Origin of the sequence: Halomarina oriensis, assembly GCF_009791395.1 — an archaeon.
In the GTDB taxonomy this organism is placed as follows: Archaea; Halobacteriota; Halobacteria; order Halobacteriales; family Haloarculaceae; genus Halomarina; species Halomarina oriensis.
The window spans coordinates 546,594-566,620 of sequence record NZ_WSZK01000015.1; the positions used below are offsets into that span (position 1 = coordinate 546,594).

The following is a 20,027-nucleotide window of genomic DNA, read 5'->3' on the forward strand; positions in this document are numbered from 1 at the left end:
TGCTAACTCGTGGAGCGGTTTAAGCGTTCCTCGGCACGTGGACGCGTCACACCCGGAGACGGCCGAGCCGAGGCGGCGGCGGCCGCTCGGTCACACGTCGCGGGCGTAGACCACGACGGGGTGGACCTCGCCGAACAGGTCGTCTTCCGACTCCCCGACCACCTCGAACCCACGTGACTCGTAGAACGCACGTGCGTGCTCGTTGGCCGCGAGCACTTCGAACTCGACGCGCTCGACACCAGCCTCGCGCAACGCGTCGAGCAGGCGCTCGAACAGCGCGCTCCCGATGCCCTCGCTCCACCGCTCGGGCGTGACGTAGAACGACGACCCGCTTCCGTAGCGCTCGGAGCGGACCGTCCCGGAGACGTAACCGACCACCTCGCCTCCCGACTCGGCGACGAAGTAGACCACGTCGTCGCTCCGGACCGCTCGGGCGACGGACTCGGGGGCGTACCACCGGTCGAGGACGCGCTCGACGGTCGCCTCGTCGAGGAAGTCGTCGTAGGCGGCGTGCCACCCGGCGCTGGCGATGCGACGGATGGCCGTGACGTCGTCGACCGTGGCCTCGCGGACGGTGACGTCGGCGGGCAGGGGACGCGGTTCGGTCGTGGACCAGTCGGTCATGGCGGTCGTTCTCGGAGTAGCGGTTTCAGCGTTTCCGGTCGGGGTCGTCGACCGGTCAACAGCTATCCGTGCGTGTCGTGTCGGCTACGGTATGGTCTCCGAAATCGCCCTCCGAGGAATCGCCTGCGGCGTCGCCTACTTCGTCACCGCGGCGACGTTGCGGTACACGCTCGACCCACCGACGCTGACGTATCCGGTCCTCGCGGGCGTCCTCGTCTTCTCCTCGGCGTTCCTGTTCCGAGCGCGGACGGGGCAGACGGCCTGAGTCGGAGTCGCTTCAGACCGGTCGCACGCCGGGGCCGAGTCCGACCGCCGCGAGCGCTCGTTCGCGTTCGGCGTCGGTCAGTCGGTACGGTTCGAGCGCGTCGTCGAGTGCGTCGTCGCTCGGGCGGCGTGACTGGTGGGCCTCCAGAAACGTGGCGATACGGTCGACGGCGTGGTCTTTGAGTTCGCCCGTCAGCAACTCGCCCGAGCGGTACTCTCGGTCCAGTCGTCCCAACACACTGTCGTCCGGTTCGAAGACCGCCCGGAGGTACTGGAAGGCGACGTCCACCGCGGGGTCGCCGCCGTGTTCGCGGTGGGCGTCGAGGCTGTCCCGGCCGCCGGAGTAGGCGTGTTCCATCAGTACCTCGCGGACCGTCTCGCGGTCGGCCGTGAGGTCGATTCGGGGCGCGTCGTCGGAGGAGTTCATCTTCCCCGGCCCCGACAGCGCGGGGAGGAACTTCGCCAGCAGCGCACCGGGCTTGGTGACCGGGAAGCGCTCTTTGGCGGCTAAATCGCGAGCGAGGCGGACGTGCGGGTCCTGGTCGACGGCGATGGGGACGGTGGTCGGGTGGGGGCCGTCGACGAACTGCGGGAGCAGGAGGTGGGCGGCCTGCATCGCCGGGTAGAACGACGCGCCGACGTTCTCGGCCGCGCCGTAGACGGCCTCGTAGGTCGCGGGGGTCACGTCCTTCGCCAGCGCCGTCGCCAGCGGGTAGAGCACGTCGGCGTCGGCGGTGTCGACGACGACGGTCGTCAGGTCGGGGTCGAAGCCGAACCCGAGCACGTCCCGGAGGTTCTCGCGGGTGTACGCGCGTGTCTCGGCGAGCGTCTGCTCGCGGGTGCAGTACTTCTCGTCGTCGCTCAGCGGGACGAGGACGTGCGCGTCGAACGACGCCTGCAGGTACCGTGCCAGCGAGAACGCGACGACGTGGCCGAGATGCATCGGGCCGGAGGGACCGACGCCGGTGACGACGGAGACGCGCTCCCCCGCCTCGGCGGCGGCGAGAAACCGGTCGAGGTCACGCCCCGCGTAGGCGCGCCCGCGACGAATCAGCGGCGGCGCGTCCGGGAACCGGTCGCGCTGGTCGTCGGTCAGCGGGTCGGCCCCGAACTCACCGACGAGACGGTCGTACTCGTCGGGGGGCTCGGTGGTCGAAGGGTCCGCGGACTGGTCGGTCGGCCGTGCGTCGGTCGTGTTGGTGTCGTCGTGCATCTGGATGCTGAGAGTACCGGTCGGTCGTGGGCGAGCGAGCGTCGGAGAACAGCGAGTGAGCGCCCGGCGTGCGTCCGACCGGGTTAGGCCGCGGCGGGGACGACGACGGGACTGTCCGCTGGCGAGGGGGCGTGCCAGTGCCAGCGGACACCGTGCATGGTCGAACGGAGACCGCGGAGTCGAAAAAGCGTGTCGCTGTCCGGGCGACCGGAGTGGGTCGGAGAGTGGCGAGACGAGATGCAACGAGAGGGGACGGGAGCCGTCGGACTACGGGTCGGGGTCGGCCTCGCTCGTGACGTACGCCAGCAACTGCTCGCCGGAGGTGTCGACACCCTGGCGGGCGAAGAAGTTCGCCACGTTCCGGCAGTCGCGTTCGAGGAAGTCCCGCGAGTTGGGGTGGTGGACCGTCACGGCCTGCCCGAGGTCGATGACGACGAGTTCGCCGTCGTGGACGACGATGTTGTACTCGCTCAGGTCGCCGTGGACGAGGCCGGCGTCGTAGAGGCGACGGGTGTACTCCCGGACCACCTCGTAGGCGGTCTGTGGGTTCTCGATGTCGACTTCGGCGAGGCGGTGGCCACGCTGACCCTCCTCGCTCCCGACGAACTCCATGACGAGGACGTTGCGCTCGACGGCGATGGGGTCGGGGACGCGGACGCCGGCCTCCTTCGCGCGCTTGAGGTTGGCGAACTCCTTGCGGACCCACGCCATCACGACCTTCCGTTTGTCGTTGCCGATGCCCTCGAAGCGGGGGTCGCCGTCGAGGTAGTCGCGCATCTGCTTGAAGTCGCTCGCGGAGATGGCGTACACCTTGACGGCGACGGTGGTCTCGTCGGCCCCGAGGGCGTTGTAGACGGCCGCCTCCTTGCCCGTCGAGATTGGTCCGCCGAAGGCCTCGATGTAGCCGTCCTGGACGAGTTTGTAGATGGCGGCGTAGGTGGCGTCGTCGAACACCGAGTCGTCGACCTTCAGGCGCTCGGAGTTCTTGATGCGCTTGCGGAACTCCAAGAACTCTCGGTCACGCTTGCGAGCGATACGGTCGGCCTCGGTGTCGCTCACGTCGACCTCCTCCCACTCGTCGCCGAACCCCTCGACGTTGTCCACGTCGAGCAGGCCGAACTCCTCGGCGTCGGTCATCGCCGGGCCCCCACGGCGTCGCCGTCGTCGACCGGTGTCTCGGCGATTCGGGCCTCGATTCGCCGGGCGCGGTCCGTCTCGCCGCGAGCACGGTAGCCGGCGGCCTCCACGTCGAGGGGCATCACGGGCACCTCGCGGTCCGCGACGGTGAGGAACTCGCGGGCCTCGGCCACGGGTGGGTCCGCGACCCACTCGCCACCGCCGGTCTCACCGGCTTTCGGAGGCGACTCCGTCGTCTCGCCGACCCTGTGTTCGACGTCGCCCATCAGTTCCACTTCGGTGCCCGACAGCGAGAGCGCGCCGAAGTGCGAGCGGATGTGGTCGGCTTCGGCCTCCTCGGGCGGGACCACCGCCCGGACGACCGACTCGGAGCACAGTTCCTCGATGCGGTAGACGCCCTCGGCGTCGGAGACGACGTCGATGTCGCCCGGCGACACGTCGAACCCACGCAGCGCGAGGTTCTCGCTGGCCGTCACCGCCCACGGGAGGTCGGCGGGGAGACGGTCACAGAGCGCGAACAGCGCCTCGCGGTGGGGAACCGGGGCAGTCATCGCATCACTGGATGTGGCCCTCGCGGCGGAGCTGGTCGGCGTCCTGCTTCTCGTAGCGCCAGGCGATGTCGCCCTTCTCCTCCTGCCAGTCCCAGGGCTCGACGAGGACGACGTCGTCCTCGCGTATCCAGATGCGTTTCTGCATCCGGCCGGGGATGCGGGCGGTACGCTCCTCCCCGTCCATGCACCGGACCTTCACCCGGTTGGCCCCGAGCATGTCCGTGACGACGGCGAACACCTCGTCGCCCTCGGGCATGCGCAGGTCCTTCCTGCTGTCGCTGTCGCTCATGGGGGGCGTTTCGCAGAGCGGACGGTTAAAGTTTGCAGCGACCGCGGTTCGGGGTCCACGCCACGGCTGTCACACCCGCGCGTGCGGTCGGTCGTCACGTGTGCCGTCGCGGTCCACGTCACCGACGGCCTCGGCGTCACCCGGACCTGCCGTCGCTCGGCTGACGCCCCGTCGACGAGGAGTCGGCGTGGACGAGTACGCACCGGTCGACGGCCCGGTGTGTAACGGGGGCTGAAGCGACGGTCGAGACACACAATCGCGGCCTTTTATCAACTCACTCCCCGACCGGCGGGTATGTTCGGCAAACTCGGCAGGACGGGGTTCGCAGGGGTTCTCCTGCTCCTCGGCGGTATCGCGCTCATCGCGCTGGAGAGCTACGTCGTCGCGGGCGGGATGGCGCTGGTGCTCGCGGGGCTGTTGCTCGTCGCCCGCGGACTCCTCGGAACGATGATGAAGGCGTTCGGGATGGACGGGATGCTGTAGCTCAGTTCCAGTCCTCTTCGACGCTGCCGTGCTGCGGGGACGTCGTCGTGTCCGGCCGGCCGACGAAGTAGTACAGCACCATCGCACCGCCGCCGATGATGAACCCGCCGAGGAGGAACGCGACGAACGTCACGCCCGTCCAGACGCCGACGTTGTCGGCGTTGCGTTTGGTGGCATCGTTGTACACCCAGTACGTCCCCGCCGCCGCGATGGCGAGGTAGACGAGGATGACGACCAGGAATATCGCACCGATGTCCGCTTGGAGTGGGACCATATCAACCAATAGGGAGGAACCGATATATGAAACCACGTGACAGTCGTGTCAGTCGTGCGAGTGCTAACTGTCACTCCGTGACTCGCCGGCGCGGTGCTCGCTGATGAGACGGTCGACCATCTCCCCGCGCCGTGCCTTGCGGCGGTCCTCGGCGCGGTCCTCCCAGTCGGCGACGGCGTCCTCGACGGCCGCCTCCTCGGCGATGGCGAGTTCGTCGACCTCCTGAATCTCGACCATCTCGGCGGGCGCGACCGGGATAGCGTGGTCGAACAGCACCTCGTCGGCCACGTCGGAGAGGCCGCCCCGTCGGAGGACCACCCTGGGGTCGGTCTCCGCGAGGCGTTCGGCCGTCGAGCGGCCCGCACCGGAGGCGTCCCGGAGGAAGACCACGTCGCCCGAGGCGAGGCCGTACGCCTCGTCGGCGGCCTCGATGGCACCCTTGGTGAACTGGTCGACCACCTTGACGGGGACGAGGCCCTGGCGACTCGCCGCGACGTCCGCGAAGTTCGAGTGGTCGAGTTTCCACAGCTCTTTCAGTCGGTCGAGTTTCCCCTCGATAGCCTCCCGCTCGTCGCGTTCCTCGGCGAGTTCGCGTTCGAGTCGGTCGGTCTCGCGCTCCAGTCGGGTGACCTCGCGGCGCTCGCGGGCCTCCCGGCGTTCCTCGCGGCGGGCCTCGCTGAGCTCCTCCTCGTACTCCGCGATGCGCTCGTCCTTCGTCGAGATGGTCTCCCGGAGGTCCTCGACCTGTGATTCGAGGCGACCGGCGCGGGCTTCGAGGCGCTTGATGCGCTTCTCCTCGGCGGTGAGTTCGCGCTCGACGTGTTCGTGCTCCTCGTCGTCGCCCCCGTCGTCGTCGGTCAGGGCGTCGATGGCCGCCTCGACGCTCGTCTCCGCGCCGACGACGCGTGCGGCGACCGCCCCCAGGTCGAGGGAGGCGGGCGTCTTGTCGGCGATACGGTCGAGCTGGTCCTCGTGGGCGTCGAACGCGAACAGCGCGGCGGCTATCGCGTCGCGCTGGTGGTCGTCGTCGTAGCCCACCTCGCGGGTCCGGTGTTGCTTCGCGTCGACCAGGAGGTCACGGTCGGGTTCCCACCCGGCGGCGTCGAAACTGCGTCGGTACTTCTCGACGGTGTCCGGCATCGGCGTGACGTCGGCCGCGACGAGCAGCGGTCGGCCGCGTTCGATGATCCACTCCGTGATGGCGGCGGTGTCGGCGGTGCGCGTCGAGAGGGTGTCGAGCACCTCGCCGCCCAGGCCGACGATGGCGACGGCGGTGGTCGTGCCGGGGTCGATGCCGACGAAGACGTGGTCGCGGCGCTTGGCGAGCGGTTCGAACTCGATGCCGTCGCGCCGTTCGCGTTCGATTTCGACCCGAACGTCCCCGGCCCGCGACCGGGAGACGGGGAGGTCCTGTGGGCGGGCGTCGACCTCGAACACCGCGCGGGAGAGGCCGCCGTACTTCTCGACGCGGTCGACCTCGTAGTCCAGTCCGGCCTCGTCGAGCGCCCGTTCGACGTCGCGGGCCTTGTTCTTGACGTGGCCGTGGATGCGGCGCGTGTAGCGGTCCTCGCTCCACCCGCCCTTGCCGGTCGAGCGGCCCCGAGCGACCTTCACCGACGTCGTGTCGGAGAACGCCGTCACCTCGTAGCCGACGTTGGCCGCGGCGAGACGCGCGGAGGCCTCCGCTTCCTTCATCGGCTTCTTGCCGTAGGGGACGCCGTGGCGGGCCGCGACCCGCGAGAGCGGTTCCGGGCGGTTCGCGCCGGTCACCTGGACCAGCTTCGTCTCGGGGGGCAACGAACGCAGGAGGTGGACGAGCGCGTCCTTGTCGGCCGCGAGTTCGTACACGTTGTCCGTCGCCACGATGGCCGGTCGTTCGCGGTCGATGAGTCGACGGAGCTTCCGATGGGAGACCACGTCGCGGTCGAGGTGCTCCCCGTCGCCAGAACGCTTCGAGTTCTGGCTGGCTCGCGGCGTCCCTCGGACTCCGCGAACGTCGAACGCGACGACGGCGTACTGGGGGGCGTCACCCCGGACATCGCCGCTCTGGACGTCGACGCCGAACACGACCGCGTCGAGCGCACTCGTGCGGGTACTCACAGTCGTGTTAGGGCGACGACCGGCTTAAATTCCGTGGCGCGCTCGGCCCGGTAGGTCCGCCGTGGTGCGGTCTCGGTCGGGCGTCGACCGCGTGACGGTGGCGAGCACGCGGGCGCTGTCGGCGCTCGTCCCCGCGGTGCCGGCCCGAACTCAGTCCGTGCCGTCGGGCGACCACGCACACGACGTGCCGTACACCAGCCGCTCGCCCTCGATGTGCGCGTGCAGACAGGCGTAGTTGCAGAAGCCGCCGACGGCTGTTCGCTCGTCGTCGCTCCCCTCCTCGACCCAGACCGGGTCGTATCCGGCGAGGTCGCTCCCGCAGTAGGTGCAGTCGGTCATACGCGAATCGAGGCGCGGCGCTCGGGAATCGGTTTCGGCGTCAGTCGGCGTCGGGGTACGGGACGTCGACGCCCTGACCGTCCTCGGCGACGAACGCGTCCTCGAAGACCTCGCGGGCCTGCTCGCCGAGGTGACCGGCGTACCCCCCGTAGCGCGAGGAGACGTGTGTGAGCGCGAGCCGGTTCACCCCGGCGCTGGCGGCGAGTTCGGCGGCTTCACGGGCCGTCGAGTGCCCGGTCCGAGGGGCGCGCTCGGCGTCCTCGTCGGCGAACGTCGCGTCGTGGACGAGGAGGTCCGCGCCCTCGGCGGCGCGTTCGACGGCGTCCGTCGGGCGGGTGTCGCCGGTGTAGACCACCCGACGGCCGGGTCGGGGGTCGCCGACGACCTGTTCGGGGTCGACGACGGTGCCGTCGTCGAGTTCGACCGACTGCCCGTCGTGGAGTTTCGAGAACTTCGGACCGACCGGGACGCCGAGTTCCTCGGCGCGTTCGCGGTCGAAGCGGCCCTTCCGGTCGTCCTCGACGAGCGCGTAGCCGACCGAACGGGTGCGGTGCTCTGTCTCGAACGCCCGGACCTCGAAGTCGTCGCCCCCGAGTGCGACCGACCCCGGCGACACCTCGTCGACACGCACGGGGTAGGACGGCCGGGTCCCCGCCGCCGTCACGAGGTTCTCGACGGCCGGTTTCGTCCCCGGCGCAGTGTGGATGGCGAGTGCCGCCTCGCGGTCGTTGAAGTCCCACGTCTGGAGCAAGCCGGGGAGGCCGAGGACGTGGTCGCCGTGGAGGTGCGTGAGGAAGACGTGCGAGACGTCGAAGCCGGTGCCGTAGCGCATCATCTGGCGCTGGGTCCCCTCCCCGACGTCGAAGAGGAACCGCTCGCCCTCGCGTCGAACCAGCACCGAACTCGTGTTGCGCTCGGTCGTCGGGATGGCCCCGCTGGTCCCGAGGAACGTGACGTGCATATCCGAACTCGCTCCGGGCGTCGGATAGCGGTGTCGAATCGCCGGTCGCGCGGGAAGGTTTTTCACGCCGAATAGCCACTCTCCGCGCATGAGCGAGGAGACGTTCGGCGAGAAACTGCTCGGGGTGCTCACGATGTCCATCCTCGGCCTCGGCTTCCTCGACCTGTTCGTGGACGTCCTCCCCGGCGTCCCGTTCTTCCTCGTCTGGATACTCGGGTTCGCCGTCGTCCTCCCCATCGTCGCTATCCTGCTGGAGGTGGACGACGACGACGAGGGCGGCGCGTTCGAGAGCTTCGAACGTGAGATGGAACGGTTCGGCGAGGAACTGGAACGAGTGTTCGGTGGCGGTACGACCCGCGAGGACGCGGCCCGTGACGACGACCCGGCCTCACCCGCCGAGGGGAACACCCGCGACGCCATCGAGACGCTCCGTCGGCGCTACGCCAACGGCGAACTCACCGACGCGCAGTTCGAGGCGAAACTCGACCGCCTGCTGGAGACCGACACGCCGGAGAACGCCGCCGAGTGGCGCGAGCGTGAACGGGGACGGAACCGAGAACGGGGCCGCGAGTACTCCCGCTAGCACCGTCACGACTCCGACGGACCGCGCTCCTCGGACGACGCAGGCGTCGAGACGCCCGAGTAGCGACACACGTTCGGCCTCCCGTCGAGCGCACCCGCCGAGACGGGCCGACTCGGGGACCAGTTCGGCCGTCCTCGGCTGTGCGGTGTGACGGACGGCCACCACCTCGATACCCAGAGTCGGAGGCGGGTCGCCCGTTCGGTCCGACGGCTTCGTCCGGTCGACCGCCCGACTGCGAGCGGATTCGACGGTTCGGAACGGTCGGTCGGTTTATGTATGATTACGTGATTACTCTGAACTACGATGAGATGGACCGCGCTCGCACTCCTCGTAGTGACGATGGTCGCGCTCGCCGGGTGTTCGGCGAGCGTGCCCGTCACCGGCGACGAGGCGACGGAGATGGAACCGAACGACGACGCGGCCGCCGGTGTCGCCGAGACGAACACGCCGAGCGGGCACGACGCTCGGGCGAACACGCCGGTCACCGCCGGACGGTCGACGGAGTCGACGGCCGACCGCGAGAGCGAGACCGGCGCGAAGACGAGCGGTGCCCTCGAACTGCACGTCGACGGGACGCCCGCCCCCGGCGAGACGGTGACCGTGACCGCGATTCGGAACGACGCGCCCGTGACCGGTGCGGAGGTCCTGCTCGACCGCGAGACGGTGGGGACGACGGGGACGGACGGCACGCTCGACGTGCGACTCCCGGCGGACGGGACGACGACCCTGCGCGTCGAACACGGCTCGGCGTCGGTCGACGCCCGACTCGTGTTCGGCTGAGCGGGGACACGCCCACCGGGTCACTGGACGCCCCTCGGCGACCGGGTCGACGTGTGCGAGACCGACCGATTGATAGCCGTCGGTCGGCTTTCGCCACACATGGACGCCCCGCTGTGGACCGAGACGCACGCGCCGTCGCTCGACGAGTTACCACAGGCAGGGGTCCGCGACGCGCTCGGGCGGGCCGTCGACGAACCGATGAACCTCGTCGTCTACGGGCCGCGTGGGTCGGGCAAGACCGCCGGCCTGCGGGCGCTCGCAGACCGCGCTCACGACGACGAGAACGACCTCGTCGAACTGAACGTCGACGACTTCTTCTCGCGGCGGAAGACCGAAATCAAGAACGACCCCCGCTTCGAGCGCTTCCTCGTCGGGCGCTCGCGGCTGTCGAAACGCGACATGATCAACCACGTCCTCAAGGAGTCGGCGAGCTACGCGCCCGTCTCGGGGACCTACCGGACGGTCGTGCTCGACAACGCCGAGTCCATCCGAGAGGACTTCCAGCAGGCGCTGCGTCGGGTGATGGAGCGTCACCACCGGACGACGCAGTTCGTCATCGCCACGCGCCAGCCCTCGAAACTCATCCCGCCGATTCGCTCGCGGTGTTTCGACGTCCCCGTCCGCGCACCGACCCACGACGAGGTGGTCGGCGTGCTCGAACCCATCCTGGAGGCGGAGGACGTCGAGTACGACGCCGACGGCGTCGAGTACGTCGCCGGCTACGCCGAGGGCGACCTGCGCCGGGCCATCCTCGGCGCACAGACGACCGTCGAGGGGGAAGGCGAGTTGACGATGCAGACCGCCTACGAGGCGCTGGGCGACCTCGGACTCACGACGCGCGTCGAGTCGATGCTGGACGACGCGCTCGCCGGGGAGTTCAGCGACGCCCGGAAGACCCTGGACGACCTGCTCGTCGACGAGGGCTACGACGGCGGGGAGATACTCGACGACCTGCTTCGCGTGGCTCGCTCGCGGCAGTCCGGTCGGGAACTCGCCGAACTCCACCGCCTCGCCGGGGAGGTCGACCTCGACCTCGCGGAGGGGACGAGCGACCGTCTCCACCTCTCGCACCTGCTCGCCGAACTGGGTCGCTGACGGGGCGAGTACTCCGGGAGAGCGCGTCGACCGTCGAGCGCCGGTGGCCGACCGCCACGAGGGTCGGCCCGCAGAGGCAGGTGTCGGGCTATTTCACCCGCACGGCCGAACGACGAGTATGGACCGCCTCGTCGATGGTGTCGAACTCGTCGAGACCATCGTCCGGGTCACGCTCGCGGAGAAGCTCCGGTACCCGGCGGCGGCGCTCGCCTACTACGCGTTCGTCTCGTTCCTGCCGCTCCTGTTGCTGGTGTTCGTCGCCGTCGGGCCGGTCCTCGCAACGGACCTGTCGCGGGTCGCCCCGCAGTTTCTCACCCCGGCGGTGCGACAGCTAGTCAACCAGTCGATACGGACCGGGACGGAACGGAACGGTGCCGGCGTGCTCGCGGTGCTCGTGGTGCTCTGGAGCGCGGCGAACTTCGTCGGCGACGTCCGAACGGTCGTCGAACGCGTCGAGGGGACCGTCGAGAGCACGGTCCGGCACTGGCTCCGCGACGCCGTCGTCGTCCTCGGGTGTCTCGGGACCGCCATCCTCGCCGTCGGAGCGACGAGCATCCTCTTCGCGCTCCGGCCCACCGGCGTCTTCAACCAGTTCGCCGCGTTCGTCGGCCTGTGGGTCGTGCTCGCCGTCACCTTCCTCCCGCTGTACTACGTGCCGTCGACCGTCGTGCGGTCGCCGCGGGCCGCGCTCCCCGGTGCGGTCGTCACCTCGCTCGGGTGGACGCTCGTCTACACCGGTATCCACTTCTACGCGGTCAACGCCGGGCAGTACGCCGTCTTCGGCGTCCTCAGCGGCGTCGTCGTCATCTTCACCGCGCTCTACATCTCCGCGTCGGCCCTGCTCGTCGGCATCGTCGTCAACGTCGCGGTGGCCACGCGGCGAGACGACGTCCCTCACGTCGCCCGACGTCACGAGCGATAGACCGTCGAGGCGACGACCCGCCGTCACTCCAGAACGAGCGCGTACCGGTCGAGCGAGCGGTGGACGCGGTGACGGAAACGGCTCTCGACGGCCCACCCCGCGTCGGCGGCCACGCCGTCCCACTCCCGGTCGGCGACGAGGACACAGCGCGGGGCGACCCGTCGCGCCTCGGTCAGTGCTTTGGAGACGAGTTCCCGGAGGTCGCCGACCACCTTCGACTGGCGACCGTACGGAGCGTCGAAGACGACGGCGTCGAACGTGCCGTCGGCGAAGGGGAGGCGGGTCGCGTTCGCCCGGACGAGGTCGAACGCTCCGGCCCCGTCGGCCCCGTCGAGTGCGTCGGCGAGGTTCTGCCGTGCGCCGCGGACCATCTTCCACTGGGCGTCGCTGCCGACGACGTCCGCGCCGACCAGGCCGGCCTCGACGAGGACGCCGCCGGTCCCACACATCGGGTCGAGGACGCGCGTGTCGGGGCCGGCCCCCGCGACGTTGACGAGCGCACGGGCGTACAGTGGGTCCATGCTCCCCGGCTGGAAGAACGGCCGGTCGCTGGGGAGTCGCTCGCCGAACCCACGCTCGCTCCGTTCTGCGAGCCAGCCGACCGCACAGACCGTCTCGCCGGCCTCGGCGTCCGGGTCGTCGGGGTCACCGCCGACGCGCGAGAACAGCGCTCGCAACTCGTGGTCGGGGTCGTCGAGGTCGACGTCGAACCCGCGGCCGACGAGGACGCTCCCGAGTTCGCGCTCGACGCGCTGGGTGTCGACAGCCGTGAGACCGCGCACGTCGTTGGCCCGGACGGCGACGGTCCCGTCCCCCAGCGGTCCGTCGCGGTCGGAGACCACGGGCAGGGACGCGCGGTCGACGGTGGCGGCGTCGAGGAGTCGGCGGACGTCGTCGACGGTCGCTTCGGGCACGCTCGTCGTGCCGACGAGTCGGCTGGCGCGGTGGGTCAACGCGAGCGTCCGAACCCGACTGCCGACGCCGCGAGCGGTGGCGAGGCCCGTCGCCAGCGGCCGGACGTCGCTGCAGACGCTCGCCGCCTCGCGGCGGGCGAACGCGTCGTCCTCGCCGCCGAGTTCCAGCACGTACACATCCGCGTTCGTCCGGGCGCAGGCAAGAGCGTGCCGATAGTACCGGAACTGCCACGAACGACGACCTGTCAGTCCGACCCCCACACACTTATAAAGGTTAAATACGTGGTTTAAATCGTGTCAATGACCGACCCCAAGGAAACCATCAACATCGAGAACGTGGTGGCCTCGACGGGCATCGGCCAGGAGCTGGACCTCCAGAGTGTTGCGATGGACCTCGAAGGGGCCGACTACGACCCCGAGCAGTTCCCTGGTCTCGTCTACCGGACCCAGAACCCCAAGAGCGCGGCGCTCATCTTCCGTTCCGGGAAGATCGTCTGCACGGGCGCGAAGTCGACCGACGACGTCCACGAGAGCCTGCGCATCGTCTTCGACAAGCTCCGTGACCTCCAGATTCAGGTGGACGAGGACCCCGAAATCGTCGTCCAGAATATCGTCACCTCGGCCGACCTCGGGCGGACGCTCAACCTGAACGCCATCGCCATCGGCCTCGGTCTGGAGAACATCGAGTACGAACCCGAGCAGTTCCCCGGTCTCGTCTACCGCCTCGACGACCCCGACGTCGTCGCGCTCCTGTTCGGGTCGGGAAAACTCGTCATCACCGGCGGGAAACAGCCCGTCGACGCCGAGCACGCGGTCGACAAGATCGTCTCGCGGCTCGAAGACCTCGGGCTGCTCGACGGCTGACTCGCGCGACACGACAACGCAGGATACAACCCCCCAGCGGTCGAACGATGGGGTATGATTCCGGCGCAGGTGGACGTGACGGGGGGCGGGATGCTGGCTATCGTCGTCACGTTCCTCCTCGCGTGGCTGTTCTACTCGGTCGCGCTCCACCTCGCGGCGACGTTCTTCCTCGGCGACGTCCCCACGCAACGAGCGGCGACGGCGGCGCTCGCGCCCGCCGTGTTCTCGATGCTGCTCCAACTCGGTCAGATCGGTGGGGCTGACATCCCCATCGCCGTCTTCATCGTCCTCTCGTTCGTCGCCGCGCTGTTCGCCATCCACCTCGTCTACCGCCTGCGCTGGACGACGGCGACGGCGTTGACGCTGCTGTACTTCGCGTTCGCGTTCGCACTCGGACTGGCGCTGTACAACATCATCACCTTCCTGTGAGCACCCTCTACACCGCCGACCGGCGACTTCGCGCACCGATTCGACTCCTCCTCGGGAGCCTCCTCATCGTCGTCGCCGCCTCGCTCGTGACGGCCACCGTCACCCCGTTCGGGAGCGCACGACTCCTGCTCGTCACCGCCAGCGGCGTCGGCGCGACGTTCGGCGTGTTGCTCGTCGCGCGCGTCGTCGACCGGCGGACGTTCGCGGACCTCGGACTGGACCTCGACCGGCGGTGGGCCGTGGACCTCGTCGCCGGCCTGGTGCTCGGCGTCGTCCTGATGGCGGGCGTGTTCCTCGCGCAACTGGCCGGCGGGTGGGCGCGTATCGCGCAGGCTGGCGTCCCGGACCTCGTCGGCTGGTTCGGCACGCTCGTGCTCTTTCTCGTCGTCGGCTTCTACGAGGAACTGTTCGTCCGCGGGTGGCTGTTGACGAACGTCGCCGAGGGGTTCGCGTGGCTGGGCGAGCGCCTCGCCACCGCCATCGCCGTCTTCGCCTCGGCCGCCGTCTTCGGCGTCCTCCACCTCGCCAACCCGAACGCGACGCTCGCGAGTACACTGGGCATCACCGCCGCCGGCGTCTTCCTCGGGTGGGCGTTCGTCCGCACCGCGAGCCTCGCGCTCCCGGTGGGCGTCCACGTCACGTGGAACTTCGCGCAGGGGTCGGTGTTCGGCTTCCCAGTCAGCGGCATCGGGACGCCCGCCACCGTCGTCGAGACGGCCGTGACCGGCCCGGAACTCGTGACCGGCGGGGCGTTCGGTCCCGAGGCGGGACTCGTCGGCCTCGGCGCGTCGGTAGCGGGCACGCTCGCCGTCTCCGGATACGTTCGGCTCCGGGGCGTGCCGTCGCTGTCGGAGGCGCTCGCGTGGACGACGGTCCCCGAACTCGTCGCCCGAGGCGACGAACGGCCGGACGCCGGCGCCGACGGGACGGACTGAGACCGAGGGGCCGGCGCTCGGCGGCTACTCCACCAGTCGCTCGATCTCGGTGACGAGGATACCGGTCGCCCCCTCCTCGCGGAGTTTGGCGATGGTCTCGAACACGTCGCGTTCGTCGACGACGACGTGGACAGCGAGCGTCTCCCCACCGTTGGCGACGTCCATCACCGTCGGGCCGCCGAGACCGGGAATCACGTCCTCGACCGCTTCCAGACGGTCCCGTGGGACGTTCATCATCAGGTAGCGTTTGCCCCGTGCGGAGACGACCGACTGGAGGGCAGTGCGGACCTGCTCGGCCTTCTCGCTCCCGGCCGCGTCGGGACGGGCGAACAGGCGCACCGACGACTGCATCACCTCCTCGACGACCGCGAGGCGGTTCATCCGCAGTGTGGTCCCCGTCGAGGTGATGTCGACGATGGCGTCGGCGATGTCGACGTGTGGCGTGAGTTCCGTGGCTCCCGACACCTCCGCGATGGCGACGTCGATATCTCGCTCGGCGAAGAACTCGCGGGTGATACGCGGGAACTCGGTGGCGACCGTGCCGCCCGCGAGGTCGTCGACCGACTCGACGTCGGACTCCTCGGGGGCGGCGAGGACGAGGCGACACTGGCCGAATTCGAGGTCCAGCAGGTCTTCGAGGGCCGTGCCGGACTCGCGTTGCTGGTCGAGGCCCGTGATACCGAGGTCGGCCGCGCCGTCGGCGACGTACTCCGGGATGTCGGCGGCGCGGGCGAACAGGACGGTGACGTCGGGGTCGACGGTCTCGGCGTACAGTTTCCGGTCCGCGCCGTCCGTCAGGTGCAAGCCCGCGTGTTCGAGCAGGTCGATGGTCGGGTCGTGCAGACGGCCCTTGTTGGGGACGGCGATTCGCATTGGTGAGTGGTGCATTGGAGGGAGGTTGTGTGTTTCGCCGCTAGCAGGTGGTTGGTGGTGTGAGAAGTGAGTGGGAGCGACCAGTGAGAACGCCGCCGAAGCCCTCGACCCAACGACTCGCGCGACCACGTCTGCGCTCCTCGTTCGCTGTCGCTCACTGCGGTGCTTGCCGGGTCGTGCGTCGTCCTTGGTCCTCGCCCTTCGAATCCACCAGGACCGCCGCGGCAGCCCTGCCCTTTCCCGAGTCGCGCGGCCTCACGTGCGCTCGGCACACGCTCCCGGCCACCGGCACCTCCACGATCCCGACACACTAACGCCCCCACCACGAAAAGCCGGCCACATGACCACACTCGGCATCACCGACGGGCAGGTGTTGCGACCGGACGGAACCGTCGAGAGAGCGGACGTCCTCGTCGACCAGGAGACCGGCGAGATTCTCGACGTCGAACCCGACATCGGGACGAGCGCCGACGAGACGCTGGACGCGAGCGACTCGCTCGTCATGCCGGGCCTCGTCAACGCCCACACCCACGCCGCGATGACGCTCCTCCGGGGGTACGCCGACGACAAACCCCTCGAATCGTGGCTCCGCGAGGACGTCTGGCCCGCCGAGGCCGAGTTGACCCCCGACGACGTCGCCGCGGGCACGAAACTGGGGATGCTGGAGATGATTCGCTCGGGCACCACCGGATTCGTCGACATGTACTTCGAGGTGCCCGACGTCGTCGCGGCCATCGACGAGTCGGGGATGCGCGCTCGCGTCGGCCACGGCGTCGTCACCGTCGGGAAGGACGACGAGGCCGCCCACGAGGACGCCGCCGAGTCGATCGCCGTCGCCCGCGAGTTCGACGGCGCGGCCGACGGCCGGGTCCGGACCGCGTTCATGCCCCACTCGCTGACGACGGTGAGCGAGGCGGTGTTCCGCGAGTACGTCCCGCGAGCACGCGAGGAGGGCGTCCCGGTCCACCTCCACGTCAACGAGACGCGCCACGAGGTCGACCCTATCGTCGAGGAACGAGAGATGCGGCCCGTCGAGTACGCCCGCGATGTGGGCCTGTTCGACCCCGCATCCGACGAACGGGACTTCCTCGCCCACGGCGTCCACAGCGATTCGAGCGAAGTGGAGACGCTCGCGGAGGTGGGCGGGGGCGTCGTCCACTGCCCGGCCTCGAACATGAAACTCGCCAGCGGGATGGCTCCCGTGCAGGCGATGCTCGACGCGGGCGTCCCCGTCGGACTGGGCACCGACGGCGCGGCGTCGAACAACGACCTCGACCTGTTCGGCGAGATGCGCGACGCCGCGATGGTCGGGAAACTCGCCACGGACGACGCCAGCGCCGTCGCCGCCCCCGACGTGGTCCGGATGGCGACCGAGGGGGGCGCGACGGTCGCGGGACTCCCCGGCGGGCGCATCGAACCCGGCGCGGCCGCGGACCTCGCCGTCGTCGGCCTCGACGGCCCCCACCTGACGCCCGCCCACGACCTGGTGAGCCACCTCGTCTACGCCGCGTCGGGACGGGACGTGCGCCACACCGTCTGTGACGGGCAGGTGCTGATGCGCGACCGTGAGGTGCTGACGCTCGACGCCGAGGCGGTGCAGGAGGCGGCGAGCGAACGGGCGTTCGACCTCGTCTCGCGGGCGGAGTAGGGGGCGACGACCACCGGACCGAACGCGAACCACTCGATTTGGCCCTGAACGCCGAGAGGAGCTTTTGAACGTTCTAACGGGTTCTCTCTCCGTCTCTCGGTAGCTCCGAACGCTCCGAACCGGCTGAACTTACTGACTAACTTATTTGAAGTACATTCAGTTATTCGAGTGTGATGAGCACCAGTCGAAGTCTGTTCGCCGTGTGTGCGACGGCGTTGCTCGTGGTCGGTGCGTTCTCCACGGGAGCGGTCGCACTCGGAGCACAGTCGGCCGGCGGCCTCGCCGTCGACGTGAGCCAGTCCGAGAACGTCGTCGTGACGGTCACGGACGACGGGGCCGGCGTCGAGAACGCCAGCGTCACCGTCGCACCCGTCGAGGAGAACGTCAGCGTCGCCACCGGCGAGTACACGACCGACGCGAACGGGACGGTCGCTCTGGAGACGCCCGAAGAAGACGTCGCCGTCGTCGTGACGGCCACGACCGACGACGACGTCGCCAGCACTACCGTCACGCTGGTCGGGGCGGAGGAGGCCGACGAGTTCGACGTCACCGTCGACCAGGACGACGGCGTGACCGTGTCGGTCACCGAGAACGACTCGGGCGTCACGAACGCCTCCGTCACGGTCGACCCACCGGTCACGAACAGCTCCACGTACGCGGGCGTCGGGAACTACACGACCGGTCCGAACGGGACGGTCGCCCTCCCGACCCCCGAGGAGAACGTCACGGTCGACGTGACCGCGACGGCGGACGACGAGACGGCCACGACGTCGGTGATGCTCGCCGTCGAGGACGACGAGGAACCGGAGAGCTTCGGCGCTCGCGTCTCCGCGTTCGTCCGTGAACTGCTCGGCGGTGAGGACGGTGACTCGGAGAAGCCGTTCGGTCAGGTCATCTCCGAGTTCGTCACCGAGAACAACCCCGGTACCGACGAGAAGCCCGACCACGCCGGTCCGCCGGAGCACGCCGGCGCGAAGGACAAAGACGACGAGAGCGACGACGAAGACGAGGAGGACGACGACCGTCGCGGTCCACCCGAACACGCGGGGAACGACAAGGGCGACCAGAGGGACAAGTCGACCAAGAAGCACGGTGCGGAAACCGACGACGAGGACGACGAAGAAGAAGAGAACGAGGACGACGAGGAGACCCAAGAGGAGGAGCGCCGAGCCTCCCACGGCCCCGTCGTCAGCGTCGACTTCTGAGCGGGCCTCGCCGACACCGAGCGATTATCCGATTTCTCGACCCGGTAGCGGTAGCGTTTTCCTGTCCCCCCCGGTCGATGCAGACATGACCGAGACCGTCAGCGAGTACCTCACGACGGCGACGGCCGACGAGGAGTCGGACGTGGCCTTCGAGAGTCTCGCGGCCGCGCAGGAGTCGGGGCGCAAGAAAATCGACTGGGCACGCCAGCACATGCCCATCCTCGCCGCCCTGCGCGAGGAGTTCGAGGAGTCGACGCCGTTCGAGGGCCAGCGCATCGCCATGGCGATGCACGTCGAGGCCAAGACCGCCGCGCTGACCGAGACGCTCGCCGCCGGTGGCGCACAGGTCGCCATCACGGGCTGTAACCCGCTGTCGACCCACGACGACGTGAGTGCCGCGCTCGACGCCAACGAGAACATCGACTCCTACGCGAAACGCGCCGTCGACGACGAGGAGTACTACGAGGCCATCGAGGCGACCATCGCCATCGAACCCACCGTCACCGTCGACGACGGCGGCGACCTCGTCCTCCGCATCCACGAGAAACACCCCGACCTCGTCGAGGGCATCATCGGCGGCTGTGAGGAGACGACAACGGGCGTCCACCGTCTGCGTGCGATGGACGACGACGGCGCGCTCGACTACCCCGTCTTCGCGGTCAACGACACGCCGATGAAACGCCTGTTCGACAACGTCCACGGCACCGGCGAGTCCTCGCTGGCGAACATCGCCATGACGACGAACCTCTCGTACGCGGGCAAGAACGTCGTCGTCGCGGGCTACGGCGACTGTGGCCGCGGTGTCGCCAAGAAGGCCGCCGGCCAGAACGCCCACGTCATCGTCACCGAAGTCGACCCACGCCGTGCGCTCGAAGCCCACATGGAGGGCTACGAGGTCTGCTCCATGCAGGAGGCCGCCGAGAAGGCCGACGTGATTCTGACGACGACGGGCAACCGCGACGTCGTCACGGCCGAGCACTTCGAGGTGATGAACGACGGCGTCCTGCTCGCCAACGCGGGCCACTTCGACATCGAAGTCAATCTCGACCAGCTCTCCGATATGGCGACGAACGTCCGTGAAGTCCGGGACGGCGTCCGCGAGTACGAGATGGACGACGGCCGCCGCCTGAACGTGCTGGCGGAGGGGCGCCTCGTCAACCTCGCCGGCCCGCTCTCGCTGGGCCATCCGGTCGAAGTGATGGACCAGAGCTTCGGCGTGCAGGCGGTCTGTGTCCGCGAACTCGTCGCCGCCGACAAGGGCGGCCTCGGCGAGCGTATCGCAGAGCGCGTTCGTGAGCGACTGGGTCGGAGCGGTGGCCTGACGCCAGCGGGCGAGCGAACCTACGACGCGGGCGTCCACGACGTGCCCGACGCGCTGGACCGCGAAGTCGCGCGTATCAAGCTGAACGCCGAGGGCATCGACATCGACGACCTGACCGACGAACAGGTCGAGTACATGGGCGACTGGCAGCACGGGACGTAAGCCGGCCACTACCGCCCGAAACGGCCGAATTCGATTCTTGCCTACACACCTAACAACCGTT

23 protein-coding genes are annotated in these 20,027 nt (G+C 69.3%); 12 read left to right on the plus strand and 11 right to left on the minus strand.

Features of this window, described 5'->3' with window-relative positions:
• Positions 1–90: 90 nt before the first annotated feature.
• Positions 91–624 (minus strand): GNAT family N-acetyltransferase, encoded by a 534-nt coding sequence (locus tag GQS65_RS09345; RefSeq protein ID WP_158204340.1) that lies wholly within the window; start codon positions 622–624, stop codon positions 91–93.
• Positions 625–715: 91 nt separating this feature from the next.
• On the opposite strand from GQS65_RS09345, the gene GQS65_RS09350 reads away from it, so the two are divergent.
• Positions 716–889: a hypothetical protein gene (locus GQS65_RS09350; RefSeq protein WP_158204341.1), complete on the plus strand. Its 174-nt coding sequence runs from the start codon at positions 716–718 to the stop codon at positions 887–889.
• Positions 890–901: 12 nt separating this feature from the next.
• On the opposite strand, the gene trpS is transcribed toward GQS65_RS09350, so the two are convergent.
• The 4 genes from trpS to eif1A form a co-directional block, all read right to left on the minus strand.
• Positions 902–2,101, minus strand: a complete 1,200-nt coding sequence (gene trpS, locus GQS65_RS09355; RefSeq protein WP_158204342.1) for a tryptophan--tRNA ligase — start codon at positions 2,099–2,101, stop codon at positions 902–904.
• Positions 2,102–2,368: 267 nt separating this feature from the next.
• Positions 2,369–3,238 carry a serine/threonine-protein kinase Rio1 gene (rio1, locus tag GQS65_RS09360; RefSeq protein WP_158204343.1) on the minus strand — a complete coding sequence of 290 codons (870 nt, stop codon included), beginning with the start codon at positions 3,236–3,238 and terminating at the stop codon, positions 2,369–2,371.
• Entirely contained in the window at positions 3,235–3,789 is a 555-nt protein-coding gene (locus GQS65_RS09365) for a nucleotidyltransferase domain-containing protein (RefSeq protein WP_158204344.1), read from the minus strand. The genes rio1 and GQS65_RS09365 overlap by 4 nt, the downstream gene beginning before the upstream one ends.
• Positions 3,790–3,793: 4 nt before the next feature.
• On the minus strand, positions 3,794–4,078 hold the full coding sequence (gene eif1A / locus GQS65_RS09370) for a translation initiation factor eIF-1A (RefSeq protein ID WP_158204345.1): 285 nt from the start codon (positions 4,076–4,078) through the stop codon (positions 3,794–3,796).
• Between the two features lie 294 nt (positions 4,079–4,372).
• On the opposite strand from eif1A, the gene GQS65_RS09375 reads away from it, so the two are divergent.
• Positions 4,373–4,561: a DUF7470 family protein gene (locus GQS65_RS09375; protein WP_158204346.1), complete on the plus strand. Its 189-nt coding sequence runs from the start codon at positions 4,373–4,375 to the stop codon at positions 4,559–4,561.
• A 1-nt stretch (position 4,562) separates the two neighbouring features.
• Here GQS65_RS09375 and GQS65_RS09380 read toward each other — a convergent pair whose 3' ends face one another.
• From GQS65_RS09380 to rnz, 4 genes are all read right to left on the minus strand, one after another.
• Complete coding sequence (locus GQS65_RS09380; protein WP_158204347.1) at positions 4,563–4,835, minus strand: hypothetical protein; 273 nt, start codon at positions 4,833–4,835, stop codon at positions 4,563–4,565.
• Positions 4,836–4,898: 63 nt separating this feature from the next.
• On the minus strand, positions 4,899–6,935 hold the full coding sequence (locus GQS65_RS09385) for a DUF460 domain-containing protein (RefSeq protein WP_368280013.1): 2,037 nt from the start codon (positions 6,933–6,935) through the stop codon (positions 4,899–4,901).
• A gap of 150 nt (positions 6,936–7,085) precedes the next feature.
• Entirely contained in the window at positions 7,086–7,274 is a 189-nt protein-coding gene (locus GQS65_RS09390; RefSeq protein WP_158204348.1) for a hypothetical protein, read from the minus strand.
• A gap of 40 nt (positions 7,275–7,314) precedes the next feature.
• The gene (gene rnz / locus GQS65_RS09395; RefSeq protein ID WP_158204349.1) at positions 7,315–8,235 is read right to left on the minus strand and encodes a ribonuclease Z; all 921 of its coding nucleotides are present in this window, start codon (positions 8,233–8,235) and stop codon (positions 7,315–7,317) included.
• Between the two features lie 88 nt (positions 8,236–8,323).
• Here rnz and GQS65_RS09400 point away from each other — a divergent pair, with 88 nt between their 5' ends.
• The 4 genes from GQS65_RS09400 (at position 8,324) to GQS65_RS09415 (ending at position 11,615) form a co-directional block, all read left to right on the plus strand.
• Positions 8,324–8,818: an SHOCT domain-containing protein gene (locus GQS65_RS09400; protein ID WP_233265066.1), complete on the plus strand. Its 495-nt coding sequence runs from the start codon at positions 8,324–8,326 to the stop codon at positions 8,816–8,818.
• Positions 8,819–9,121: 303 nt separating this feature from the next.
• Positions 9,122–9,598 (plus strand): hypothetical protein, encoded by a 477-nt coding sequence (locus GQS65_RS09405; protein ID WP_158204350.1) that lies wholly within the window; start codon positions 9,122–9,124, stop codon positions 9,596–9,598.
• Positions 9,599–9,697: 99 nt separating this feature from the next.
• A complete protein-coding gene (locus tag GQS65_RS09410; RefSeq protein WP_158204351.1) occupies positions 9,698–10,693 on the plus strand; it encodes an AAA family ATPase in 996 nt (331 codons plus the stop codon).
• A gap of 118 nt (positions 10,694–10,811) precedes the next feature.
• Positions 10,812–11,615 (plus strand): YihY/virulence factor BrkB family protein, encoded by an 804-nt coding sequence (locus GQS65_RS09415; protein ID WP_158204352.1) that lies wholly within the window; start codon positions 10,812–10,814, stop codon positions 11,613–11,615.
• A gap of 23 nt (positions 11,616–11,638) precedes the next feature.
• On the opposite strand, the gene GQS65_RS09420 is transcribed toward GQS65_RS09415, so the two are convergent.
• Positions 11,639–12,706, minus strand: a complete 1,068-nt coding sequence (locus GQS65_RS09420) for a methyltransferase domain-containing protein (protein WP_368280014.1) — start codon at positions 12,704–12,706, stop codon at positions 11,639–11,641.
• Between the two features lie 123 nt (positions 12,707–12,829).
• Here GQS65_RS09420 and GQS65_RS09425 point away from each other — a divergent pair, with 123 nt between their 5' ends.
• From GQS65_RS09425 to GQS65_RS09435, 3 genes are read left to right on the plus strand one after another with little or no spacing between them, the layout of a single operon-like run.
• Complete coding sequence (locus GQS65_RS09425) at positions 12,830–13,393, plus strand: TATA-box-binding protein (RefSeq protein WP_158204353.1); 564 nt, start codon at positions 12,830–12,832, stop codon at positions 13,391–13,393.
• 54 nt (positions 13,394–13,447) lie between these two features.
• Positions 13,448–13,822 carry a DUF7473 family protein gene (locus GQS65_RS09430; RefSeq protein WP_158204354.1) on the plus strand — a complete coding sequence of 125 codons (375 nt, stop codon included), beginning with the start codon at positions 13,448–13,450 and terminating at the stop codon, positions 13,820–13,822.
• Complete coding sequence (locus tag GQS65_RS09435; protein WP_199268433.1) at positions 13,819–14,757, plus strand: CPBP family intramembrane glutamic endopeptidase; 939 nt, start codon at positions 13,819–13,821, stop codon at positions 14,755–14,757. Before GQS65_RS09430 ends, GQS65_RS09435 begins: the two co-directional genes overlap by 4 nt.
• Positions 14,758–14,781: 24 nt before the next feature.
• On the opposite strand, the gene hisG is transcribed toward GQS65_RS09435, so the two are convergent.
• Positions 14,782–15,630 (minus strand): ATP phosphoribosyltransferase, encoded by an 849-nt coding sequence (gene hisG / locus GQS65_RS09440; RefSeq protein ID WP_158204355.1) that lies wholly within the window; start codon positions 15,628–15,630, stop codon positions 14,782–14,784.
• A gap of 340 nt (positions 15,631–15,970) precedes the next feature.
• Here hisG and GQS65_RS09445 point away from each other — a divergent pair, with 340 nt between their 5' ends.
• The 3 genes from GQS65_RS09445 (at position 15,971) to GQS65_RS09455 (ending at position 19,966) form a co-directional block, all read left to right on the plus strand.
• Positions 15,971–17,278 (plus strand): amidohydrolase, encoded by a 1,308-nt coding sequence (locus tag GQS65_RS09445; protein ID WP_158204356.1) that lies wholly within the window; start codon positions 15,971–15,973, stop codon positions 17,276–17,278.
• A gap of 173 nt (positions 17,279–17,451) precedes the next feature.
• Positions 17,452–18,483, plus strand: coding sequence for a hypothetical protein (locus tag GQS65_RS09450; protein ID WP_158204357.1), 1,032 nt, complete (start codon positions 17,452–17,454; stop codon positions 18,481–18,483).
• Positions 18,484–18,568: 85 nt separating this feature from the next.
• The gene (locus GQS65_RS09455; protein ID WP_158204358.1) at positions 18,569–19,966 is read left to right on the plus strand and encodes an adenosylhomocysteinase; all 1,398 of its coding nucleotides are present in this window, start codon (positions 18,569–18,571) and stop codon (positions 19,964–19,966) included.
• The last annotated feature ends 61 nt before the right edge of the window (positions 19,967–20,027 follow it).